Annotated in this window: 24 protein-coding genes and 1 pseudogene; 15 read left to right on the forward strand and 10 right to left on the reverse strand. The window is 64.1% G+C overall.

The genetic code is table 11. The annotated features are described in order from the left end of the window. Positions 1–149: 149 nt before the first annotated feature. The 4 genes from kynU to can all read right to left on the reverse strand — a co-directional run bounded on the left by kynU (position 150) and on the right by can (position 4,926). Positions 150–1,421, reverse strand: a complete 1,272-nt coding sequence (gene kynU, locus J7360_RS06805; protein WP_209033516.1) for a kynureninase — start codon at positions 1,419–1,421, stop codon at positions 150–152. 33 nt (positions 1,422–1,454) lie between these two features. Further along, positions 1,455–3,635 carry an FUSC family protein gene (locus tag J7360_RS06810; protein WP_209033518.1) on the reverse strand — a complete coding sequence of 727 codons (2,181 nt, stop codon included), beginning with the start codon at positions 3,633–3,635 and terminating at the stop codon, positions 1,455–1,457. Positions 3,636–3,647: 12 nt separating this feature from the next. After that, on the reverse strand, positions 3,648–4,178 hold the full coding sequence (locus tag J7360_RS06815) for a 3-hydroxyanthranilate 3,4-dioxygenase (protein WP_209033520.1): 531 nt from the start codon (positions 4,176–4,178) through the stop codon (positions 3,648–3,650). 85 nt (positions 4,179–4,263) lie between these two features. Continuing rightward, positions 4,264–4,926: a carbonate dehydratase gene (can, locus tag J7360_RS06820; protein ID WP_007966275.1), complete on the reverse strand. Its 663-nt coding sequence runs from the start codon at positions 4,924–4,926 to the stop codon at positions 4,264–4,266. Between the two features lie 155 nt (positions 4,927–5,081). Between can and J7360_RS06825 the strand changes: the two genes are divergently transcribed. Genes J7360_RS06825 through J7360_RS06845 form a run of 5 tightly spaced genes read left to right on the forward strand, consistent with a single transcriptional unit; the run spans position 5,082 to position 7,642 of the window. Beyond that, on the forward strand, positions 5,082–5,618 hold the full coding sequence (locus J7360_RS06825; RefSeq protein WP_007966277.1) for an N-acetylmuramidase: 537 nt from the start codon (positions 5,082–5,084) through the stop codon (positions 5,616–5,618). Between the two features lie 42 nt (positions 5,619–5,660). Next, entirely contained in the window at positions 5,661–6,191 is a 531-nt protein-coding gene (locus tag J7360_RS06830; protein WP_209033522.1) for a DUF2589 domain-containing protein, read from the forward strand. Positions 6,192–6,242: 51 nt separating this feature from the next. Then, on the forward strand, positions 6,243–6,860 hold the full coding sequence (locus J7360_RS06835) for a DUF2589 domain-containing protein (RefSeq protein WP_003485902.1): 618 nt from the start codon (positions 6,243–6,245) through the stop codon (positions 6,858–6,860). A 47-nt stretch (positions 6,861–6,907) separates the two neighbouring features. After that, positions 6,908–7,168, forward strand: a complete 261-nt coding sequence (locus J7360_RS06840; protein WP_022559618.1) for a hypothetical protein — start codon at positions 6,908–6,910, stop codon at positions 7,166–7,168. Then, positions 7,169–7,642, forward strand: coding sequence for a hypothetical protein (locus J7360_RS06845; RefSeq protein ID WP_057660218.1), 474 nt, complete (start codon positions 7,169–7,171; stop codon positions 7,640–7,642). Positions 7,643–7,653: 11 nt separating this feature from the next. Here the strand turns inward: J7360_RS06845 and J7360_RS06850 are convergent. Beyond that, a pseudogene (locus tag J7360_RS06850) lies at positions 7,654–7,842 on the reverse strand (hypothetical protein); the annotation flags it as partial. Between the two features lie 52 nt (positions 7,843–7,894). Between J7360_RS06850 and J7360_RS06855 the strand changes: the two are divergent. From J7360_RS06855 to J7360_RS06875, 5 genes are all read left to right on the forward strand, one after another. After that, a complete protein-coding gene (locus J7360_RS06855) occupies positions 7,895–8,605 on the forward strand; it encodes a hypothetical protein (protein WP_042805490.1) in 711 nt (236 codons plus the stop codon). Positions 8,606–8,773: 168 nt separating this feature from the next. Then, complete coding sequence (locus tag J7360_RS06860; protein ID WP_026007273.1) at positions 8,774–9,643, forward strand: hypothetical protein; 870 nt, start codon at positions 8,774–8,776, stop codon at positions 9,641–9,643. Between the two features lie 372 nt (positions 9,644–10,015). Continuing rightward, positions 10,016–10,729, forward strand: a complete 714-nt coding sequence (locus tag J7360_RS06865; protein ID WP_057660217.1) for a response regulator transcription factor — start codon at positions 10,016–10,018, stop codon at positions 10,727–10,729. Between the two features lie 282 nt (positions 10,730–11,011). Beyond that, positions 11,012–11,581, forward strand: coding sequence for a ribosome-inactivating family protein (locus J7360_RS06870; RefSeq protein WP_057660215.1), 570 nt, complete (start codon positions 11,012–11,014; stop codon positions 11,579–11,581). Between the two features lie 126 nt (positions 11,582–11,707). Beyond that, complete coding sequence (locus tag J7360_RS06875) at positions 11,708–12,472, forward strand: hypothetical protein (protein ID WP_244667776.1); 765 nt, start codon at positions 11,708–11,710, stop codon at positions 12,470–12,472. Positions 12,473–12,612: 140 nt separating this feature from the next. Here J7360_RS06875 and J7360_RS06880 read toward each other — a convergent pair whose 3' ends face one another. Genes J7360_RS06880 through asnS form a run of 5 tightly spaced genes read right to left on the reverse strand, consistent with a single transcriptional unit; the run spans position 12,613 to position 15,648 of the window. Next, positions 12,613–13,248 (reverse strand): FMN-binding negative transcriptional regulator, encoded by a 636-nt coding sequence (locus tag J7360_RS06880; protein ID WP_007966294.1) that lies wholly within the window; start codon positions 13,246–13,248, stop codon positions 12,613–12,615. Between the two features lies 1 nt (position 13,249). After that, positions 13,250–13,576, reverse strand: coding sequence for a hypothetical protein (locus J7360_RS06885; RefSeq protein WP_022559611.1), 327 nt, complete (start codon positions 13,574–13,576; stop codon positions 13,250–13,252). Beyond that, entirely contained in the window at positions 13,573–13,878 is a 306-nt protein-coding gene (locus J7360_RS06890) for a hypothetical protein (RefSeq protein ID WP_003485878.1), read from the reverse strand. The genes J7360_RS06885 and J7360_RS06890 overlap by 4 nt, the downstream gene beginning before the upstream one ends. Continuing rightward, positions 13,875–14,225 (reverse strand): hypothetical protein, encoded by a 351-nt coding sequence (locus J7360_RS06895; protein WP_057660313.1) that lies wholly within the window; start codon positions 14,223–14,225, stop codon positions 13,875–13,877. The genes J7360_RS06890 and J7360_RS06895 overlap by 4 nt, the downstream gene beginning before the upstream one ends. Before the next feature lie 28 nt (positions 14,226–14,253). Beyond that, complete coding sequence (gene asnS, locus J7360_RS06900; RefSeq protein ID WP_022559609.1) at positions 14,254–15,648, reverse strand: asparagine--tRNA ligase; 1,395 nt, start codon at positions 15,646–15,648, stop codon at positions 14,254–14,256. A gap of 205 nt (positions 15,649–15,853) precedes the next feature. Here asnS and J7360_RS06905 point away from each other — a divergent pair, with 205 nt between their 5' ends. The 5 genes from J7360_RS06905 (at position 15,854) to J7360_RS06925 (ending at position 19,079) form a co-directional block, all read left to right on the forward strand. Next, a complete protein-coding gene (locus J7360_RS06905) occupies positions 15,854–16,192 on the forward strand; it encodes an iron-sulfur cluster assembly accessory protein (RefSeq protein WP_007966300.1) in 339 nt (112 codons plus the stop codon). Positions 16,193–16,593: 401 nt separating this feature from the next. Further along, positions 16,594–17,025 carry a 30S ribosomal protein S6 gene (gene rpsF / locus J7360_RS06910; RefSeq protein WP_003485869.1) on the forward strand — a complete coding sequence of 144 codons (432 nt, stop codon included), beginning with the start codon at positions 16,594–16,596 and terminating at the stop codon, positions 17,023–17,025. 11 nt (positions 17,026–17,036) lie between these two features. Next, positions 17,037–17,267: a 30S ribosomal protein S18 gene (gene rpsR / locus J7360_RS06915; protein WP_002804494.1), complete on the forward strand. Its 231-nt coding sequence runs from the start codon at positions 17,037–17,039 to the stop codon at positions 17,265–17,267. 247 nt (positions 17,268–17,514) lie between these two features. After that, entirely contained in the window at positions 17,515–17,964 is a 450-nt protein-coding gene (gene rplI / locus J7360_RS06920) for a 50S ribosomal protein L9 (protein ID WP_007966301.1), read from the forward strand. Between the two features lie 149 nt (positions 17,965–18,113). Continuing rightward, a complete protein-coding gene (locus tag J7360_RS06925) occupies positions 18,114–19,079 on the forward strand; it encodes an alpha/beta hydrolase-fold protein (RefSeq protein ID WP_081027965.1) in 966 nt (321 codons plus the stop codon). Positions 19,080–19,085 lie beyond the last annotated feature (6 nt).

Here is a 19,085-nt window from a genome sequence, read left to right on the forward strand (position 1 = left end):
ACGCAGCGCCGGCGAAAAGGGGAAGACAGCGACTGGCAACGACGGCGACCCTGACAGCAACGCCGGGCGGGCTGGGAGTGTACGTGGGCGCGCGGCGATTGCGCGTGCCGTACAGGTGCGCTGGTGGCACTGCAGTCAGACTGCCGCGCTCAAGCAGCCGCCCAGGCTTGCACCTGTTCCACGAAGGTATGCAGATCGCTGAAGCGGTTGTACAGCGGCACAGGCGCAATACGGATCACGTCCGGTTCGCGCCAGTCGCCTAGCACGCCGGCTGCGTGCAGGTGCTCGAACAACGCGCGGCCCTGTGCGCGTCCGCCGGCCACCCGCAGCGAGAGCTGGCAACCGCGCCGCGCTGGTTCTACCGGCGTGACGATCTGCAGCACTTGCGGCACCCGTGCGTGGATCAGCTGTTCCAGATGTCCGGTGAGCTGTTCGGACTTGGCGCGCAATGCAGCCATGCCGGACTGGTCGAACAACGCCAGCGAGGCGCGCAGCGGTGCCAGCGCCAGCACCGGTGGATTGCTCAGCTGCCAACCTTCGGCACCGGGCGAGGGCACGAACTGCGGGTCCATGCGGAAGCGGGTCTGCTGCTCATGTCCCCACCAGCCGGCCATGCGCGGCAGGTCCCTCGTTGCATGCCGCGCGTGCACGAAGCAACCGCCCACCGCGCCGGGGCCGGCGTTGAGATATTTGTAGTGGCACCACACCGCGAAATCCGCGCCGTCGTCGTGCAGGGTCAGCGGGAGATTGCCCACCGCATGCGCCAGATCGAAACCCACCGCCGCGCCCTGCGCGCGCGCCAGCCGCACGATTTCGGCCAGGTCGAAGGCCTGCCCGGTGCGGTACTGGATGCCCGGCCACAGCACCAGCGCCAGGCGCGGACCATGCTGCGCAATGGCCTCGGCGATGGCCGACATCGACACGGTGCCGTTGGGTTCGTCGGCTTCCACTTCGATCAGATGCGTGGCCGGGTCCAGCCCGTGCAGGCGCAGCTGCGATTCCACCGCATGGCGGTCGGATGGAAATGCGCCAGCTTCGATCAGGATCGCGCCGCGCTCGGCAGTGGGACGATAGAAGCTCGCCATCATCAGATGCAGATTGACGCTGAGGGTGTTCATCGCCACCACTTCGCCAGGTTGCGCACCGACCACGCGTGCCAGCGCGTCGCGCACCAACTGGTAGTACGTCAGCCATTGGGTCGGGCCGGTGAAGTGGCCTTCCACCGCCAGCGCGCCCCACTGGTCGAGCACTTCGTCCACCATCGCGCGGGCCGCGCGCGGCTGCAGGCCGAGCGAATTGCCGACGAAATAGGTCTGATCGCCATCGCCGTGTTGCGGGAACACGAACGCATCGCGCAGGTTGCGCAGCGGGTCGGCGGCATCCAGTGCAGCAGCATGGGCGCGGGACAGCGGGTCGGTCATCGTCGGGCTCGCAACACGGATCAGGGCGGCAGTTTACCTGCCGTCATCGTGCATGCCGTCATGCCCGGCCGGCGCGCCGGCCGAGGCCGGTCGGGCAGCGCGCAGCAGGTGGGTGAGCGTGCCGATGCTGTCTGTAACGCGGTCGATGGTGTCGGCCAGCGCGGCGGTGGCTGGGGAACTGTCGGGCAATGCGGCCAACGCATCGGAAAGCTGGCGCTCGGCGTTGCGCAAGGTAGCCGCGGCAGGGGTGCCGCCAGTGCGCAGGCCGTCGATCACCGCGGACAGCGCCTCATCGGCCTGCTGCGCAAAGCTGGGCAACGCGTCCAGCGTGGGTAGCGGATGGCCATCGCGCAGCACCGCTTCCAGCAACAGGCTGGCGCGGATCAGCCGGTTGCCATTGGCCAGCAGCGATTCGGCCAGCTTGAGCTCCTGCAGGTTGCGGTGGCTGCGCGGTTCGCCACGCAAACGCTCGATCGAGGCCTGGGCATTGGTGCGTGCAACACGCGCGGCGGCACGCGTATCGCTCAGGCCCTCCATCTGGCCGAGCAGCAAATGGCGCAGATGGTCGCGATATGCGCTGAGCAATTGCGCCAGCGAGGCGCGAATCTGCCGGCGTTCGCGGGTGGGCCACAGTGCATAGGCGACCAGCGCCAGCGCGCTGCCGGCCACGGTCGCCTGCAGACGCGCGCCGACCGCTTCGCCCGGTGCCACGCCTTCGAAGGACAGCAGCAGCACCAGCATGCCGGTCAAAAACGCCACGCCGATGCCGTAGTTCACCTGCGTCAGCAATCGAAACCCAAGGCAAAACAGCGCCAGCAGGGCCATACGGATGCTGGCGCCGTCCATCGCCAGATGCGCAAGCAAGGTGGCCAGCAACAGGCCGACGAAGGTGCCGGCCACGCGCAACGCGCCAAAGCTGAAGGTGCCGCCGAAATCCGGTTTGAGCACGATGGCGGTGGTCATCGGAATCCAGAATCCGTGCGGGATTTGCTGCCAGCGCTGGAAGGCGATGGCCAGCGCCAGGCACACGCCGCAACGCAACGCGTGCCGGAAGGCGACCGACGACAGGTCAAGATTTGCGCGCAACGTGGCCCAGGTCGCGGCCGGGCGCAGCGCCGACGGCAGCCGCGCTTCGGCCAGTTGCGCCTGGATTTCGCCACGGCTGCTGGCCCAGTGCGCGTTGCGGATCAGCGCGCGTAGCTGGCCGCCCAGGCCCTGTGCGCGCGCGACGGCGACGCGCACCAGGCGGCGTTCGCGCGTATTGGCGTTGTCGTGCTGAAACTGTGCCAATGCCCCGACCAGATCGTCGAAACCGGTCATCGATGCACTGGCTGCCTGCGGGTCTTCGCCCATGGTCATCGCGTGCGCGAGCTGTTCCAGCACGATGGCACTGCGTTCGAGCACGCGTTCGATCGCCGGGCGCGCCTGCGAGTCGGTCAGGCGCGTCTCGGCATCGGCCAACGACAGCAGCTCCAGCCGCACGCGATCGCACAGTTCGGCGATGATGCGAAAGCTCTGCACCGCGATCGCGCGCGAGCGATGCTCGCCGTGCAGCATCACCATCGCGTCGAGTACTTCCTGCGTCGCAGGCGGCGCCGCACTGGCATCCGGGCGCTGCCGCGCGCTGCCGGCCAGCTGACGCATCAGGTCTGCCAATGCAAAGCGTTCCGGGCGATAACGCTGCAGCGGCCACGCCGCCAACGCCAGCACCACCTGCAGCAGGCCGCCAGCGAAGATCAGCGCCGCCACACCGGGTGCCTGCTGCACCGGCAGCCGCATGTCTGCGCTGACGACCAGCAGGATCATGCTGGTCAGGCCCACCCGCGCGGCCACCGGACCGAGCGCCACCAGCAAGCCGCCGCCCAGGCCGAGCAACAGGCCGGCCAGCACCAGCGCCGGCGTATGGTGGCCGACCCAGATGCCGAGCAAGGCAGCCAGGCCGGCCGCCAGGGCTGCCATCAACATGCGTTGCAGACGCGCACGATACGGCCCGGGCTGGTCGGAGAACATGGTATTGAGCGCGCCGCTGCACACCGCCAAACCGGCGGCAACCTGCCCGGTCGCCACGCCGACCGCCAGCGGCAGGACGACTGCAGCGGTGTTGCGCAGCGCGACGCGCAAGGGCACGTCGCGCGGTTTGAGGTCGATCAGTGCGCGCAGCATGGTGCCGGTTTCAGAGCATGCGAGCGCCACACCTGCTGTGCGCGATCGCATGCCATTAGGCTGTCAATCCTCGACGGTGGCATAGCGCTCAGGCGCAGGATGCAGATGCCCGCACTGCGAACAGGTGCGCAGCGCGAGCGAGCGGTAGAAGCGATCGAACACCGGCGGGAAGTCGGTTTCGATGTTTTTCAGCGGAAACATCGCTTCATACAACTTGTGATTGCACTGCGGGCAATACCATTGCAGGCCGTCCTGCTCGGTGGACAGGCGCTCGCGCTCGATCACCAGGCCGATCGAGCCGGCCGCGCGTTGCGGCGAATGCGGCACCTTGGGTGGCAGCAGAAAGACTTCGCCGGCACGGATCGGGATGTCGCGCGCCACGCCCTCGTCCTGCACCTTCAACACCATTTCGCCCTCGAGCTGGAAGAACCACTCCGGGCCTTCGTCGTAGTGATAGTCGGTGCGCGCGTTCGGCCCGCCGACAACCATGATGATGAAGCCATCCTGCTGGATGCACTTGTTGCCCACCGGCGGTTTGAGCAGGTGGTGGTGTTCCTCGATCCAGGCGTGCAGGTTGATTGGCGGGATCAGCATCGACGTTTCTCGGCAAAGAAGATATCCGGCTCAGCCGGCCGCCGATGTCCGATGGACGCTGCGGCCGGCCACGTGTGCGTACGGCTCAGCGCTCGGTGTGATCTGCCCGGATCTGCGCCAGCGCTGCGTCATAGCGTTCCTGCAGCAGCTCGGGGCGGTCGATCGACATGCCCAGGTCGTGCGCGCGGCCATCGCGCAGGCTGTATACCCAGCCATGCACGCTCAATTGCTGGCCACGCTCCCAGGCGTCATGCACGATGGTGGTGCGGCACACGTTGACCACTTGTTCGAGCACGTTGAGCTCGCACAGGCGCGCGTGCTGCACCGACAGTTCGCCCGCGTTGTGCAGGCAGGCTTCGTGCTTGTCGGCCACGTCGGTGACGTGGCGGATCCAGTTGTCGACCAGCCCCATGCGCTTCTGGGTCAGGCTGGCGAACACGCCGCCGCAGCCGTAATGGCCGACCACCAGCACATGCTTGACCTTGAGCACGTCCACCGCGAACTGGATCACCGACAGGCAATTCAGGTCGGTATGCACCACCACGTTGGCGATATTCCGGTGCACGAACACTTCGCCCGGCGCCATGTCGATGATCTGGTTGGCCGGCACGCGCGAATCGGAGCAGCCGATCCACAGATATTCCGGCGTCTGTTGGGTCGAGAGTTTGGAAAAGAATTCCGGATCCTCGCGGCGGATACGCTCGGACCAGGCGCGGTTGTTTTCAAGCAGGTGGTTAAGCTCGTTCATGCGCGCAGTATTCCAGAAAATGTGGTCGTGGCGGCTTCGACGAGCGCCCAGGATGAATCAGCTTTCAGGCTTCCCGGTCTCGGCGAACGACCGATGTCCGGCCAGCGCACCCCTGGGGAAACTGGCGCCACCGATCAACTCAACAGGTGGCGCCGATGGCCGACTTCAACGCGTTCTTTCCGACCTTGCTCAAACACGAAGGCGGTTTCGTCAACGATCCCGTCGATCCGGGCGGAGCCACCAACAAGGGCATCACCCTGCTGACCTTCAAGGCCTGCGCGCAGGACCTGCTGGGCATCGAGCCAAGTCTGGCGAACCTGCGTGCGTTGACCGACGCCCAGGCCGGGGTCATCTACAAGGCGCAGTACTGGGACCGGCTGCGCGCCGATCAGATCGCGCTGCAGCCATTAGCCAACATCGTGTTCGACTTCTACGTCAACGCCGGCAACAACGCCATCAAACTGCTGCAGACCGTACTCAACAGCCAGACCGGCGGCAAGTTGGTCGCGGACGGCCGCATGGGGCCCGCCACCTTCGCGGCGCTTGCATCCAGCAACCAGCAGGACCTGTATGCACGCTACAAGGCAGGTCGCAAAGACTATTACCACAGGCTCGTCGCCGCGCGACCGCCGCTTGGCAAGTTTCTGAAGGGCTGGCTGGCGCGCGTGGATTCCTTTCCCGACCCGGTCTGAGCCGGTAACGGCCCAGCGACACTTCCCACCGACGAGCCCGACATGGCGCAGATATCCCTCAATGATCTGATCGAAGCACTGGCCGGCGCGGTCATCGACGCCCAGGACCGGATCGAGCAACACCAGATGGCCAACCTGGGTGCGTTCTTCGACGAAGACAATCGTCCCCGAAGCGTCCTGATCCGCTTGCCGTCGCAGCACCCGGAGGCGGGTGAGAACGACGAAGACCTGTATCGGGCACCGCTGTTGCCGCTGGTGTCGTCCAACGTCCTGCGGATCAAGGATGTAGAGATCAGTTTCGATGCACAGCTCGGTGAACTGAGCGAGCTGGACGAAGCAGTCGTGCCGGACGCGTTGGCGGTTTCGGCCGTCGTCGAGGACTGGCATCCCAAGCCGCCGGCGCTGCCAGGCCAGATCGGCATCGACCTCGGCTCCAACGCAAAAAATGCGCGAAACAGTGCAGTGCACGTCGTGTTGCGCGTGGAAGGCAGCGAGCCGACCGAGGGCGTGGCACGTCTCATCAATCGCCTTGCGCAGTCGCAAGGTGTGTTCAAGACGGTCAAGGGAGAGTAACTCCCGCCGTCTTCGTTTTCTTCATAAACAACCACTCTTCAGGAGAACACCATGAGCGATATCGTCAACATGTCCGACCAATTCAAGGGCCTGCCGATGGCAGACCTGATCGGCGCCCCGTTGCGTGCAGCCTGCGATGCGCAGGTCATGCTGGCGCGGGCCACCGCCGACTTCATCAAGGTCATCGGCTTTCTGCCGCCGACCGACCCTGCCGACCCCAACGGGAACGGCGGCACGCGCACCGCGCAGTTCAAATTCAAGCGCCCGGTCGAAGACCCTAGCGGTACCGGGATGGCTGAGGAAGAGGTCGAGATCGTTGTACCGTTGTTGACCCTTGTCAACGTCCCCAACCTGAGCATTCAGACCGTGGACGTGACCTTCGATATGGAAGTCAAATCCTCGTTCTCGGAAAAGGAAGCCGAAGACAAGAGCCTCAAGGTGGATCTGGAGGCCAGCGTCGGTTGGGGCGTCTTCAAGGCCAAGGTCAACGTGCAGGGCTCTGTGTCCAGTCATAAGGAAAATACCCGCTCTTCGGATAACTCGGCCAAGTATCACGTCGCGCTGCACGCCGAAGATCGCGGCACGCCCGAAGGCCTGTCGCGTGTGCTCGACATCCTGCAGACCGCTGCGGCCCCACGCAAAGTCACCGCGCCTGTGCCGGTGCCGTAAGCGTCGCTGTTGCGTCCCGTACTTTTCCCTCATCCGAGTCGTTGCCGATGATTGATCTGTCAGAAGTCAGTTACATCAAGCGCATCGTCGTCGGAAGCGACAACCCGGCAAAGATGCAGACCGCCGAGCAGGTCGAAGCCGCGCAGCAGTTGCTCAATCGCTGCCTCAGCGAAGCGCCCAAGGGGGCGATTCTCGGGATCGAGAAGAGCTTCAATATCCTGCAGTTGGGCGAGCACCAGGTCGTGCTGCAATGGTTGTGCTACCACGTCGGGTTCAAGCGCAAGCCGGTCTGGCTGACGGAGGCATAGATGGCACGCGCAAGCTATTGCCTTGATACCTTCGTGGAGCTGCTCGACCAGGCCGTCCGACGCGCGCAACAGCGGTGCCGCCAGCGGCACGCTGCAGTCGTGAATGCCGCGGCGACCGCGTGCGACATGTGGGTGCATTGCGTGGATGGCGAGCAAACGGCGCAGGCCGAAACGGCAACCCTGTTTTCCATTCCTGTCTGCCAATTGCGTGCGCTGCGGCTGCAGCAAATCAGCGAATTTTCGTTGACGCTGCACGTGCAGATTCAGCCGGTCACGCAGACCGACGGCGCTCCCGGGTTGGCATTGCGTCTTGCGCCGCCAGATGGCCATACGCCTGGGCATACGCTGAAGATCAGCTATCAAGGAGCCGAGCGTCCGCGTGGCGTGCTTTGGTTCGATGGTGTCGCATTGAAGGAGTGGATGCTGCATCCGTTCATGGACGTGCCACTATCCGAGCCAGGAGAACTGCGGTGAGGCTGCTGCTGTCGGACGCCGATGCCCGTGCCCTCGCCGAGCGGCTGGGAACCGATGTGGCCACCTTGCATGCGGATCTCTGTCGGCAGTCCCAGCGCAAGCTGCGATCCATCTTCATCATCTGCTTGGTTGTTGTTCTGGTGATCGCTGCGTTCGCTGTGCTGAGCGGCAGCGTGATCGATCTTTCCACTGTTTCCAATTTCTTATCGGAGCTTTTTCATGGCTGGTCAACATCGCTATCGTCATCGCATTTTGCGCATCACCTCGGCACTTGCCTTATGTTTATCGCTGACTGCAGCGCAGGCGGCTCCCGCTGGCGGGATTCCGGCTGGTGACTGGCGCGGCATCCTGTCCGCCAGCGGCGGTACCGGCCCGGTCTACATCCGTCTGAGTGCGCGCGCGGCTGGAGTCGAGGGCACCCAGGTGGCGGATCTGCGATTCGGGCCTCCCTACAATTGCGCGCTCGAGTTACGCGCGCAGCCGGACGGCTACGCGTTGCTGTCGCGCAATGGCGGCAAGTTCTGCGAGGCGCTGACCGGCGGGGTTGCCCAACTCCACATGGCGGAGAGTGGGGCGCATGAGATGCAGCTCACCTTGTCTGGCGGCGCTTCGCCGTTGGTCGTTGCCCTGAATCAGAGCAGTGCTGGATTGGCCGAAGCCGGGCGCTGGCGCGCGGCGGGCCTAATGTCCGCGCAGCTGGAGATCGTGGCGACCACCCTCCGTCCGGGAGACGTGCTCGGTCGCCTGCGTTACGGTGCCCCACGGGATTGCCAAGTGGAATTGCGCTATGCCGGGCGTGCAGCAGGTGCGCTGAACGCCTGGGTCGTGGCCAACGATAGAGGCTATTGCCGTCAGCTCAGTGATGTCCAGGCCAGTCTGCAGGTTCGTGCAGATGGCAGTGCCGAGCTTGCACTGCTGTTGAAAGGTCAGCGAGAGACGGCGCTGTTCGAGCGGATGCCTTGAGGTGTCGTAGCGGCGTGTCTGCCAGTAAGGACGTCATCTATGTGGAAGCGAGCCAGTCGGCGCGCGGGCCTACGGCGACGCGCAGTGGCCCAGCCCGTCCCGCCGACGGAATTCGGCGGGCCGGCATTTTCCAGCGTGCTCGAACAACTGGAGCTCGAATGCCGTGCGATGGTGTCCTACGCACTGAAGCAAGGGCTGGCAATGTCTCCCGATCTGCCTGGCCGGCTGGCAGAGCTTCGCGTGATGCCTGGCGCCTCCTTGCACGGCGAATCCGGTGCGCGCGAATTGGCCGGTCTGCACCGACAGCTGGTGCGTGCGATCCAGCCGGCAACGCCACAGGCGGTGGTGCTGATCGAGCGCGAGCGCCTGCGCGGTGGTTGGCTGCGCTGGCTCGGGCCGATTCCGTTGATCCGCACCTTGACCTTGACCTCGGTCGGTTGCCTGGCCTCAGTGGTCGGGCTGGCGATGTCCAGCCTGGTGAACGAGCGCAACATCACGCTGGGCTTCCTCGATTCCTCAGGAAGCACGCTGGGCTGGAATGTGATGTTTATCCTGGCCTGCGCCGGACTCGGTGCAGCGTTTTCCGCATTGTTCCAAGCCCATCGTTACGTTGCCGACGCAACATACGATCCGCGCTTCGATTCCTCCTATGCCGCGCGTATGATCCTTGGACTCATCGCTGGCCTGATCCTGGTGGAGTTGCTGCCGGAGAATCTCTTCGCTGAAAGCAGTCTGGGTGCGTTCGGAAAGCCCGCATTGGCGATGATGGGCGGCTTCTCGGCAAGCGCGGTGTATCGCCTGCTGCAACGCATGGTCGAGGTCATGGAAACGGTCGTGCGCGGCGATTCCGGCCAACAGGCCGCTGCCGCGATCCAGTCGCAGCGTGCGTCGGCCGAATCCGAAAGCATCCGCGCGCGTGGCGAACTTGCCGCAGGTCTGCTGGACCTGCAGCGTGAGATGCAAGCGGACCCGCGTCTGGATCAGGTGCGCCAGCAACTGACCGGCCTTGCCAGGCAGATGATGTCAGACGATTCCTGATCTTTCGCGCATGAGCTGCGCTCAGACGCACGTGCGCCTTTCTCCTGCCCGTCCGTAGCGTGCGGTTTGGCACAGCCTGCCTGGTAGCAGGTGACAGCGCGCTTTCGCGTCGTGCGGCATAGCTCGCTTCGGCGTCGGCGCAAATTGCCTATCACGCTTCAGGCAGGCATACCCGTCACGGTGTCTCAGCGACATCGGCAGCGTTGTCGAAACCAGCATCTGGTGCTCGCCAAATCAGTTCAAGACCGATGGCCCGGAGATGAGCGTGTGACAAGCTCGATCAAGTGCTCCTGCCGAGCATCTGCCGATTCGCTGCAGCGCGCCGCGTGCAAGCCGCTGCACATCGCGGTCCCCATTCGTGCACCAGAGGGTATGATGAAGACACGTATCGTCGTCGCTGCCGATCGCACCATCCTCGTGGAAGGGATGGTCGCCTTGCTACAAAAGGTTCCGGGTATCGAAGTGGTAGGGCATGCGGAAGACGGGCTGGCATGTCTTCAGATCGCCGCCAGAGAGCGGCCTGATATCGTCCTGGTGGATGTCCTGCTGCCCGGCCTCAATGGTATCGATCTGACGCGGCGCTTGATGCAGCGCAGCCCCAACAGCCGGGCAATCTGTATCGCTCCGTCCGATGCCTGTACGCAGGCCAGCGCAGTCTTCGAAGCCGGCGCCAAAGCATATCTGGCGCGAACCAGCCGCTTCGCCGAATTGCTGCGGGCAATTCAATGCGTCATCCAGGATCAGACCTACATCAGTCCGCAGATGTCGAGTTCGCTGATCGCCGGGCTGCGTCGTGCTGCCAAGGCCGATTCTGCCTACACCCGGCTCACCTCACGCGAGCGCGAAATCGTGCAGCTCTATTCGGAGGGCCTGTCCACCAGGCAGATCGCCAACCGCTTGCACCTGAGCGTGAAAACCGTGGGGACGCATCGCGAAAACTGCATGTTGAAGCTCAATATCCAAAGCATCGCTCAGCTGACCCGTTATGCGATCGCGCAGGGCCTTTCTCCGCTTGAAGCAGCAATCGACGGTAGCGGTGAGCCATCCGATGGGTGCGTAGCGCAGCACATGCGCCGTGCCGGCTGAGGCGTCCTGGCTACCCACAGCGGCGCACCGGTCGCATGGACGCTGGTGCATGTACGCAGGCGCGAGGCGATGGCCTGCGCCTGTCAGCATCACCGGTGGCCGGTAGACCACCGCCACAGCGTGTACAACGCAAGCGCATGCAGACCCTGCTCCGTCTCTAACCGGTCCCGATCTGCGGTCTTGACCGATACCGGGTGATGGGTGCGATTCGCACACTGGAGTTGCGTCCATTGGCGCAGGCGGCGCAACCAGCGACGCACCATCATTGACAGGGAGATTTTCATGAAAACCACATTGAAACTTGAAGCGGAGAGCTATGCCAAGGCGCTGAAGGACATACGGGACGCCAATGCGAATGCGCAGTCTATCGAGGTGTCCTACGTGCCGGGCGAAGCACGCGAAGAAGTCTCACGCTACTTTCTCAAGTATCCCAACTTCGAGTTGAACGCCTATGCTCTCAACGATCAGAAGTACGATCTGAGCAAGTATCAACACACGGGTAAATTTCCGAGTGTCACAAGCGTCGACTTGGCTGCCGCGTTGTCCAAAGGTGGCGAAGGCAAGACCGCCATGAACGAGCGATTGAGCGTCGTGGTGTGTCTGATCTGCGAGGCCGCGCGTTCTGAGCCGATCGAACGGGCGATGCAGGCAGCCATCGCGCACAAATACGTCGACTTGGAACGCTATCGGGTGTTGATGAACATGTACGACCACACGCTCACGTTCAAGCGCGAAAAGCGCACTGGAGATGCGTTGCTGCCGCTGCAGTTGCAGGACTACATCGACTACGTCAAATCTACGAAGTACACCGGCGATAAAGGCATCGAAAAGACCATTATCGACCTGGGGTAGTGCGTCACCACGTCCATCAAACCGCAACGGCGGCGTACGCCGTTGCGCATCAAGAGCCGCCAACAAACGTCGCGAGCCGCCGCTAGGCGGACGTGGATGGCGCTCAGGGCCGGAGTACACGGGTACATGCCGATTCCGAGTGCCGATCATGCCCGAATGGCGGTGCGCAATAGTTCTGTTGGCCGCTACAAGGAGAACGCTATGGGTATGTCCGAAGATGCCGCTGCCGGCGGGCAAGGCGGCAATCTGGAGTTGATTCAATCGCTGGAGCAAATGCTTGAACGTGACCAGGCCGGCAAGCTACTGCAGCCACTTTCCGGCATGGCGGTCGCGCGGCCGATCTATCAGGTGCCGGCCATTGCGCTGGCGGAACCGCTGAAAACGCTGGTCGCCACCATCTTCCGCTCAGCGGGTGTCTACGATGCAGTGCCTGAATCCAAGCACGGCGAAAATGTGCACGGTTCCATGCGCGATGTGCACCAAAATAACGACAATGGCCGCCGCTATCTTCCGGTGCTCGACTATCCCGTCGCGCCGACAGGCCGTGCCGGGCGTTATCACGACTACATCGTGCAGCGGAGCAAGGCGGATGTGCAAAACCGGCAACGCCAACGCTCGGGCATCAGCGGCGTGCTGACAGGTTATGTGGAATACACCGTGGTGCTGGAGGGATGTAGCAACGTACGATTGATCTTCGACTATCTCAACACGCGTTTCTTTATCTCTCCCAATCACTACAAGCCCTGGGCCAGGCCCGAGGCATTGGCTGCACGCCGCAATTTGGGCGCCGACCCGGCGCGCTATCGGCTTGCACCGCACGAAGCAGGCATGGACGAGCAGAGCTGGCGCGACGACGAGTTATACGGCCCCCATCTGCTGATCATGCTATGAGCACGGCCAAGGGCAATCCCTGGTGAAGCAGGGAGTCCTGCAATGACCTGTGCGCAGGTCGTTGCAGGTGTCGGCCGTCAGCCTGGCCGAGGTGTCCGGCCATCTGGTGACCAGCCGTCCGACAATGCGCCTGCGGCTTCTCAGCGCCTGGTTTCGGCATTCAGCGCCGCCTGCATCAATGCTGCGATCGCGTGCGCGTCTTGGCCGGCTTGCTGCGTCAGGAACTGAGCGACACTGCGTTGATTGCCCGCCGGGTGGTTCTGGCTCAATTTGAAGGTGAGCTCGATGCGGCTTGGAACGAAGCGGAAGCCGACCAGACCGCGCAATTGTCGGCGATGACTGTCGCGCTCGATTTCGAACTGCCAATCGCTGCCCACGCGCTGCTCGAAGTGCGCGCTCATGCGCGCGATCAAACTGCCCAGCGCCTCTTCATCGCTCACCTGGCTGCAGCGTCCATGCAGGTGCGCAACAGCGTAGTTCCAGGTGGGCACGCGCGCAGCTGCGTCCTTGTCCAGGTACCAGGTGGGCGAGACATAGGCATGCGGGCCCTGCAACACCATTACCGCATCGCCAGGAGTGCGCGCCTGCGGATTGGGGCCTGCCCAATGGCCCTCGATCAGGACATCCTCGCCATCACGCTGATACAGCACCGGCAGGTGCGAGATCGCCAACTGCCCGTCCTCGCGCTGGCTGATCAGGGTGACGAACGCATCGCGCGCGAATAGCCAGTCCAGCAAGGCCAGATCGGTCTGCGCAAATGCGCGTGGGGCGTACATGTCAGGCGCGGCCACCCATGTTCACAACCATGCGCGCGCGCAGCTCGGCATCGTCGTTACCTTGGGGTGGCGAGACTTCATGCAGCGAAAAGCCGCGGATGAGCGCGTCTTCTTCGTCCAGCCCGTCCAGCGCCACGAATTCGGCATCGAACAAGGCCGCGCGTGCGCTGTCTTCGCTGTCGTAGGGCAGCGTCTTGCCGTCGCTGTCCAGCACCTCGGCGGTGCCGGCTTCATTGACGCGCAGGCGCGCCCAGATCAGCGTGCGGCCGATCGTGGCCAGCCACCAGGAGTCGTGGGCGCCCTGCAGCGTGTCTTCGTAAGTGGTCATTGCATTACCTTGGAAAGCAGGCCGAGCAGGGCCGCCATGCCCAGGCCGAAAAAGATGGTGAGCAGCGAAAGCCAGGCGGGTGTGGCCAGACCGGACAGCGCGCTGTCGCGGTAGCTGCGGTAACCCCGGGCCAGCAACCAGCGCAACGCCACGGGACTGATGAAGGCCGGGTCGCCGAAGCTGGCCAACGCATCCGGATGGCGGTCGCGCATGTGCACCAGGGTCAGCGGCCAGAAGATCAGCAGCGCGGTCAGCCCGGCGACGGCGACACCGACAAAACACAGCGCGAAGAACAGCGTCATGCAGTGTGCTCCGTGGGCGGGGCATCGAACCGGCCGATGAAGTCAATCAGGCCGACGATATTTTCATTCGACGCATCCAACGCTTCGGCCGGAATCCACCACTCGGTGTGATGGGCGCCGCCGACTTTTTGAATGGCGTACTGTTCAACCAACGCTGCGCGTAGCGCGAACTGTGCGACATCGCCAACTCCGCTGTCCCTGACGTTCCAGCGCGACGCGATTTGCTCGGCGTCGCGCTGGTTGGCGGCCGGGTAGAAGATCGGCTGCTCCGGCAACCGCGGCGGCCAGCGTCGGAAGCCGGCCTCGCGCACCAACGCGTATTCCTCCGGCCCCAGCGGACGGTACATGGTGACCGTGGCCGCCGCGGTCGTCACCTCAGAACTCCGCGCTGCCCGGCGCGCGCGGGTAGGGGATCGCGTCGCGGATGTTGCTCAGCCCGCACACGTACACCACCAGACGCTCGAAGCCCAGGCCGAAGCCGGCATGCGGCACCGAACCGTAGCGGCGGAAATCGCGGTACCAGCTGTAGTGCTCCTTATCCAGACCGAACTGCGCCATGCGCGCGTCGAGCACATCCAGGCGCTCTTCGCGCTGGCTGCCGCCGATGATTTCGCCAATGCCCGGCGCCAGCACGTCCATCGCCGCGACGGTCTTGCCGTCATCGTTCAAGCGCATGTAGAACGCCTTGATGTGCTCGGGATAATTGGTCACCACCACCGGGCGGCCGATGTGTTCTTCGGTCAGCCAGCGCTCGTGCTCGGTCTGCAGGTCAAGGCCCCATTCCACCGGGAAATCGAACTTCTTGCCGGAGTTCTGCAGCAGCTTCACCGCGTCGCTGTAGTCGATCTGCTCGAACGGTGCGTTGATGAACGCTTCGAGCTTGGCGATCGCGTTCTTGTCCACGCGCTCGGCCAGGAACGCCAGGTCGTCGCCACGCTCATCGAGCACCGCGCGGAACAGGTATTTGAGGAACTGCTCGGCCAGGCGTGCGTCTTCGGCCAGATCGGCGAAGGCGATTTCCGGCTCGATCATCCAGAACTCGGCCAGATGGCGCGTGGTGTGGCTGTTCTCGGCACGGAAGGTCGGGCCGAAGGTGTAGACCTTGCTCAGCGCCAGGCAGTACGCCTCCACGTTGAGCTGGCCGGAGACGGTTAGAAAGGTTTCCTTGCCGAAGAAGTCGCGGCTGAAATCCACGTTGCCGCTGGCATCGCGTGGCAGGTTGACCATGTCCAGCGTGGAGACGCGGAACATCTGCCCGGCGCCTTCGGCGTCGGAGGTGGTGATGATCGGTGTGCTGATCCAGTTGAAGCCGTTCTGGTGGAAGAAGCGGTGCACGGCCTGCGCCAGACAGTTGCGGATGCGGGTCACCGCACCGAAGAGGTTGGTACGCGGGCGTAGATGCGCCACTTCACGCAGGAACTCCGGCGTCATCGGCTTGGGCTGGATCGGGTAGGTCAACGGGTCTTCGACCCAGCCGACGATGTCCACGCCACTGGCCTGGATCTCGAACGACTGGCCCTTGCCCTGCGATTTCACCAGCACGCCCTTGGCGATCAGCGAGCAGCCGCTGGTCAGGCGCTTGATCTCGTCGAAATTGGGCAGCGTGTCGTTGGCCACCACCTGGATCGGAGCGAAGCACGAGCCGTCGGTCACGTTGATGAAGGCCAGTCCGGCAGATCCGCGCAAGGTGCGCACCCACCCCCGTACCGTGACTTCGCCGCCTTCCGGGAGCTTCCCCGCAAGCGCATGTTCAACGCTGACCACCGTCATGACTGTTCCTCGCCGTAGCGACCTTGAATGGCCTGCGAGTTTACTGGCTGCGACCGCGCCGGCGCGAGCATTCTGAACAGCTTGCCGGGCGCTGCGCTTGTCGCAGGCGCGTACTGCCCCCATCTGTCGCAGATGCCGCAGCTCCGCGTTCTGCCTGGTTGTTGCGGCCTCGCTATACTTGCCGCCACTGTTTCGGAGTGCCCCCATGGCCGTCAGCCTCACCCCCGCCGCGCTGGAGCGCGTGCAGCGTTTCGTGCAGCAGACCCCGGGTGCCTTGGGTCTGCGCTTTGGCGTCACCAAGACCGGTTGTTCCGGCTGGGGCCATGTCACCGACCTGGCACGCGAGGCGCGTGACGACGACGCGGTCTTCGAGCAGGGCGGGGTGCGCATCTTCGTCGACCCCGCCAGCCTGCCGCTGGTGGATGGCACCTGCATCGACTTCGGCAAGCACGGCCTGAGCGAGACCTTCACCTTCAGCAATCCCAACGCGACCGCCGAATGCGGCTGCGGTGAGAGCTTCACCACCGCGGACGAGCACCGCTGAGCCCGCCAGCGCGCATTATCCCTTCTCCCTGTGGGACATTGCCCTCCTTCGTGGGGAGAAGGTGCCCCGCAGGGGCGGACGAGGGGGCGCCTCGGATGTCTGCCAACGCAGGTACTGACAAGCGCGTCGCTACGCGCCGCCAAGGGTGAATCGCCGACTGCTCCATCGATTTGCTCCGCACCCTCACGCCAAACCCTCTCTCGGCGGGAGAGTGGCCCTAAGCGTTAACTGCCAGCTGTTCGCTGCCGCATTGCCCAGCCAGTTGCAGCTAAGCAATTGAACTGCCATACTTTCCTGCTTCCTGCTCGATTCCGGGCGGGAACCCTTGCTCCACCGGCCGCTTGCGCGGACCACCGGGGAGCTGTCCGGCCCACGTGGCCACATCCGAAAGGTAAAACAACATGAGTCGTCATTACGAAGTCGTGTTCCTGGTCCATCCGGACCAGAGCGAGCAGGTCCCGGCCATGATCGAGCGCTACAAGTCGCTGATCGAGGGCGGTAACGGCACCATCCACCGTCTGGAAGACTGGGGCCGTCGTCAGCTGGCCTATCCGATCCAGAACCTGGTGAAGGCGCACTACGTGCTGCTCAATATCGAAGTCGACCAGGCCGTGCTGAGCGAGCTGGTGGAAAGCTTCCGCTTCAACGATGCGGTGCTGCGTCACCTGGTCGTCAAGCGCGATGGCGCCGACACCGAGCAGTCGCTGATCATGAAGAGCAAGGACGAGAAGGGCGACAAGCCCGAGCGTAGCGAGCGTCGTCGTCGTGACGACGAAGAGGGCGAAGCGCCCGCCGCCAACGATAACGACGGCGACAACGCCGAAGCCGCTTAAGGAGCGCTGTCATGTCCAAGTTCTTCCGTCGCCGCAAGTTCTGCAAGTTCACCGCCGAGGGCGTCAAAGAGATCGACTACAAGGATCTCAACACCTTGCGTCAGTACCTCACCGAGAACGGCAAGATCGTGCCGAGCCGCGTGACCGGTACCAAGTCCAAGTACCAGCGCCAGCTGGCCACGGCCGTCAAGCGCGCCCGTTTCCTGGCGCTGATCCCGTACACGGACAACCACGACGTCTAAGTAGTGCCGCGTAGTGGGGCCGCCGGTTGTGCGGCTCCTTCGCAAGCCCGCACAACGTTGTGCGGGTCTCTCACAGGAACTCGCACGTCCCTGTGCGGGTGATCAAATTAATAGACGCCTGGTGATTGGAGATTCGGTGTGATCGTGCTTTTACGATTCCCAAATCCCGATTCCCGAATCCCGTCTTTTCGGACAGCACCCGTTGCGCCCGCCACATGCCGGCGCTAACGAATAACGGAGTACCACCATGGATCTGATTCTTCTGCAGAAAGTGACCAACCTGGGCAACCTGGGCGACAAGGTCAGCGTCAAGCCGGGTTACGGCCGCAACTTCCTCGTGCCGCAGGGCAAGGCCGTGCCGGCCACCGCTGCCAACGTTGAAGCGTTCGAAACCAAGCGCGCCGAGTACGAAGCCAAGGCCAACAGCATCCTGGCCGAGGCACAGAGCCGCGCCACCAAGTTCGAAGGCGCCAGCGTCACCATCGGTGCGCATGCGTCGACCGAAGGCAAGCTATACGGCTCGGTTGGCCCGCGCGACATCGCCGAGGCGTTCACCGCCGCCGGCCTGCCGCTGGAAAAGAGCGAAGTGATCCTGGGCGAAGGCGCATTCCGCAATGTCGGCGAATACGACGTTGTGCTGCACCTTCACGCGGATGTGGAAACCTCGGTCAAGGTCATCGTCGAATCCGACGCCTGATCGCTGGCCTGCCAGCGAACCTGACCTAACGGAACAGTTCGCCTGCGAAACGAACAACGGGCGCCTCAGGGCGCCCGTTGTTCGTTTGGGAACGGCATGCTGTCGGCCGACCTCACCCAGCGCTGCCAATGCCGCAACGAGCCACTTCGATGAACCCGACGACGTGGCGCGGACTCACCCCGTACTGCTCCAGTCCAGGTGCAAACCGGCTGCGTATCGGCGCTGCGCTGACAAACGCGCGCGCGCCGCTGGCACGCTGCTATCGCTTCGAGAGCGTGTTGGTTGGCGAACAGGGGGCTGGCCGCTGGCGCATCCGCTTCGCGATTCCGCGCGCGGCGCCCCCCAGGCGGGGGTTTCCCGCGCTCTGGATGCTGGATGGCAACCGGGCATTGACGCGATTCGACCCTGTCACGCTGCGACGCTTGTCGTGCCTGCCGGTGCCGCCGGTCCTGGTCTTTGTCGACGTCGACCACACGCTGCTGATCGACCTGCCCAGCCGCGCTCGCCACTACACATTCCTGCCGGCCGACTACCCGTTTCTTGCTGCGCCCGGTGCGGCCGAGGAGTTGGTGGGGGGCGGTGCGCAGGAATTGCTGGATCTGCTGCTGCAGGAGGCTGTGCCTGCGGTAAGGCAGAGGGTACGGCTCGATGACAGGCGGCAGGTCATGTGGGGGCATTCGTTGGCCGGCCTGTTCGTGTTGCATGCGTTGTATGCGGGCGCCGCATGGTTCACCGGGTTCGCTGCCGCCAGTCCGTCGCTATGGTGGGGACAGGGCGCATTGCTGGGCGAGCCAGAACGGCGCTTTGTTGCACGCAGGCCGCACCAATCAGCGCATCTGTGGCTGTTGCTTGGCGGCGCAGAGCGGGCGGGGCAGATCGATGCGCGCCGCCGTCTGGATTGCGATCGCGCCGCCTTGTTGAGCGCCATCCAGGGCGCGCCCGCCGATGCCGCACACCACCTCGCGGGACGACTGGCCACGCTGCCAGGTCTGGCAGTGCGCTACCGCGAGTTCCCTGCACTGCACCACGCGGCAGTGTTCCAGGCCTCGCTGCGCGCCGTGTTGCGGGATGTTGCCGGGTTACCGGTACGGGGCCGCCACGGCCGCAGGGTCTGAATCGGT

The sequence above is a fragment of the Xanthomonas sp. D-99 genome (assembly GCF_017746145.1).
In the GTDB taxonomy this organism is placed as follows: Bacteria; Pseudomonadota; Gammaproteobacteria; order Xanthomonadales; family Xanthomonadaceae; genus Xanthomonas; species Xanthomonas cissicola.